Source organism: Mesorhizobium sp. M7A.F.Ca.US.014.04.1.1 (assembly GCF_003998745.1).
Lineage (GTDB): Bacteria > Pseudomonadota > Alphaproteobacteria > Rhizobiales > Rhizobiaceae > Mesorhizobium > Mesorhizobium ciceri.
The window spans coordinates 1-1,634 of record NZ_RZRW01000899.1 but is presented as its reverse complement, the minus strand read 5'-3'; the positions used below and the strand labels follow the sequence as shown (position 1 = coordinate 1,634).

At 65.2% G+C, this 1,634-nt stretch carries 3 protein-coding genes; 2 read left to right on the top strand and 1 reads right to left on the bottom strand.

The window, feature by feature from the left end; translation table 11 throughout:
* Together EOA22_RS32875 and EOA22_RS32870 are read left to right on the top strand one after the other, a co-directional pair.
* Window positions 1–511 (top strand): DbpA RNA binding domain-containing protein (locus EOA22_RS32875; RefSeq protein ID WP_206521436.1); only part of this gene is annotated, 511 nt, incomplete at its 5' end.
* A 117-nt stretch (window positions 512–628) separates the two neighbouring features.
* Window positions 629–1,339: a DUF805 domain-containing protein gene (locus EOA22_RS32870; protein ID WP_063169563.1), complete on the top strand. Its 711-nt coding sequence runs from the start codon at window positions 629–631 to the stop codon at window positions 1,337–1,339.
* Here the strand turns inward: EOA22_RS32870 and EOA22_RS32865 are convergent.
* On the bottom strand, window positions 1,329–1,634 hold a 306-nt coding region (locus tag EOA22_RS32865), incomplete at its 5' end, for a GNAT family N-acetyltransferase (RefSeq protein WP_164756150.1). The genes EOA22_RS32870 and EOA22_RS32865 overlap by 11 nt on opposite strands.

The window sequence follows — 1,634 nt, the reverse complement described above, 5'->3', positions numbered from 1 at the left end:
CGACGAGGCGCCCAGCCGCCGCGACGATTTCGGCGACAGCGTCTGGTTCTCGCTGTCGATCGGGCGCCGGCAGAATGCCGAGCCGCGCTGGCTCATCCCGATGCTATGCCGCACCGGCAGCATCTCGAAGCGAGAGATCGGCGCCATCAAGATGCAGCCGGAAGAGACCTACGTGCAGATCGCAGCGGATTGGGCAGACCGCTTCCTGGCCGCGATCGGTCCCGACCGGAAGCTGCAAGGCAACATCCTGGTGAAGCGGCTCGACGGTACGCCCGATCTGTCGCGCGCCGGCTATCAGCCGCCAAGCCCCGACAAGAAGCCGCATCGCGGCAAGGCGCCGTTCGATCCCAACGCGCCGAAGCGCAAATTCGAAAAACGTGCACCGGCAGCAGCCGATCAGCGCCCGACCGCCCCGCATGATGCAAAGCCATGGGCGAAGAAGCCGGGCAAGCCGAAATTCGACACCTCTGGTGCACCCAAGCACAAGAAGGCGAAGAAGCGGCCTTCGTAAGACCGGGCAACGAGCCTCATCCGCCCGCATGACGCCGGCCGCATCCCGATGCGGTCTTGCCCATCGGTTCGGCCATGTGCCACACCTTGGCAGGGACGTGGCAAGTGGGGGTGGCAAATGCGCGGCAAAGTGCTTCATTATGACGAAGTCCAGGGCTTCGGCTTCATCACCGGAGCCGACGGCAACCGCTACACCTTCACCCGCGAAAACCTGCGCCGGGAAACCACTATGCGGAAGGGCGCGGGCGTGGAATTCCAGGCGGGCGGCGGCCAGGCGCGCGACGTCTTTTTGATCGCCGCCGAGACGGCTGCGCCGGCCGGCGACGCTGGTACGAGCGCCGCGCCGACTCAAGCCGGTAACGCACCATCCGCTTCTGCGCCACAGGCCCAGCATTTCGGCCGTTCCTCCGGGCCGGCCGAGCCCACCGATCTCTGGGGCTATTTCTGGCGTGGCGTGACGCAGAACTATTTCAATTTCGCCGGACGTGCCCGCCGCAAGGAATATTGGGGTTATTTCCTGTTCTGGGTGGTCTCGCTGCTTGTCATCGGCGGTATCGGTCTTTTCGCCGACAACGAAATGGGCAATTTCGACAGCAGCGTATCGGCGGCGGTAACCGTCGGCCTTTGCGGCACCTTCGTCCTGGCGACACTGCTGCCCAGCCTCGGCATGACCGTTCGCCGCATCCATGACATCGGCCTCTCGGGCTGGCTTTATCTGGTGGTGCTGATCCCGACCATCGGCAGCCTGATCATCCTGGTCTTCGCGCTGATCCCGACGCAGGCCCGCGAAAACCAGTGGGGACCGGTGCCGGCGGGCGTCAGGGTCTAGGGATGATCGCCTTCAGCGCCTCGCCCGAAAGCCTGAGAAAGACCTTCTGGCCGTGGCGTTCTGCGCCAAGCCGGTCGTAGAAGCGCTGCGCGCCTTCGTTCCAGTCCTCGCTGGTCAGGTCGATGCGGCCGATGCCTTCGCGCAGGCAATGATCGGCGAGAAAGCCGATCAGCGCCCGGCCGACACCAGCGTTGCGGGCTTTGTCGCGCACGAACAGGTCCTTGAGGAACAGCAGCCGCTCGAGATCGATACCGGGATGCGCGATCGCCACCGACGCCAGGCCGCTGACCTCGCC

Excerpts from the sequence above, each read along its gene's own strand:
- EOA22_RS32870 (WP_063169563.1), top strand. The coding sequence starts at position 629 with ATGCGCGGCAAAGTGCTTCATTATGACGAAGTCCAGGGCTTCGGCTTC.